The following is a 1,494-nucleotide window of genomic DNA, read 5'->3' as shown; positions in this document are numbered from 1 at the left end:
CCTGAATTCCCGGAATTTATAACGAGGGAAGGGCAACGCCTAACGCCTCGTATAATTCCTTCTGCTTCGTCGTAACCTCTCCCAACACGCGACCGTGCCCGGGGGCCTCAAATAATTCAATCATGTCCAGTTCGTCCAGTACACCTTGAAGGGTCCATTGGTTAAATAGCTCGGCATCCTGCATCTTCTTTTTCACGTAGGATAAGTAGATTAAGGCGATGAATTCCACAAAAAGCTTCCCATTCAGGGACAATTCGGATGAAACTTGCATTCTTCTGAAGTTGAGGCGCTCTTTTAAATTGCCGAAGGCTTTTTCAACAACATCCTTGCTGCGATAAAGAGACAACGCTTCAAACGGATCATTGACCTCATTAGAAAGCAAGGCGAAGTAACCATAATTTCTAACCGCATTGCGCATCGCCTCTTCTTTAGGCGTGATTTTCTTCCCTCGTTTAGGTGTCTCAGTAACTTCGAAGTACTTATCATAATCTTTCATACGATAATCTTTTAGTGTATTTTCCTTCAGATCTTGGTGAAGGGCTGTCAGATAGTCGTTCATGTCTACCTGATCTTTAATCGCTTTTTCAGGATTGTAGAACAGATGCAGATACGCGCGCTTTTCCAATTTTATCACATCACCTTTATACGGACGTTCCTGTTCGTATTCCCAGTTTATTGTGCGACATACACCGTAGGTGTTGAACTGTGTTTCGAAGTTTGACCAAAGTTTCAAGTTCTCACGTTCCGCTTCCAACACACCCTTGACATATTTGAGTTTGAGTTGCACTCCTATCACGAATTTCTGGTGGTGTTTATACAAGGCGTTGATATTATCCTTGCTGTAAAAACCTCGATCAAATATCACGTTGACCTTTTTGTAGCCCATTACATCAAATTCCTTCATGAGTTGCCGAACCGTTTTAACATCGGTGATATTTCCGGAGAGCTTGCGGTAATAAAAGGGCAGTCCGGATTGCGCCCCAAACAAGAGTGCCAAGTTGATTTGTGGCAAGCGGTCGTGTTCCTTGTTTCGTCCCTTCTTCACTTGCGATAAGACCTCTGAGTAACTCGATATCGACGTAGTGTCAAATGCCCAATACTCCTTTTCCATCCGGCGGTTGCCTTGTTTCTGAAAGAAGGCCATCCGGCCTTCCTCATCGATTGCTTGGAATAGGTCGCTGCTTCGTTGTGAAGGAATATCCTGGCAATACGGGTGATGATGCAGTTTTTGCCAATGGGAAAAACGACTCAAGGCGTTATTCTCTTCGAGAATCAAGTAATAGGCGATCGACAGAATTTGCTTATAATGCTCCGGGAAGATGGCCTTAAGGTCCGCGTATACGCCTGTCTGCTTGCCAATTTGATCGAGCAGATAACCTGCCCCATAGAAGATTCTTCGGACTTGTGTCATTGGAATCGGCCCTGGCTTAACTTCCGATGAAGTCGGGGCCGGTTTCTTTTTGTACGAACGTGTTGGGATGATTTCACCTGTAA

1 protein-coding gene is annotated in these 1,494 nt (G+C 44.7%); it reads right to left on the bottom strand.

Annotated features, from left to right (window positions below):
• Nucleotides 1-16: 16 nt before the first annotated feature.
• Nucleotides 17-1,494: IS1634 family transposase (locus BM184_RS15165; RefSeq protein ID WP_093365148.1), on the bottom strand; the 1,478-nt coding region annotated here is incomplete at its 5' end.

Source organism: Trichococcus pasteurii (assembly GCF_900112935.1).
Lineage (GTDB): Bacteria > Bacillota > Bacilli > Lactobacillales > Aerococcaceae > Trichococcus > Trichococcus pasteurii.
This window is presented reverse-complemented; position numbering and strand designations above follow the sequence as displayed.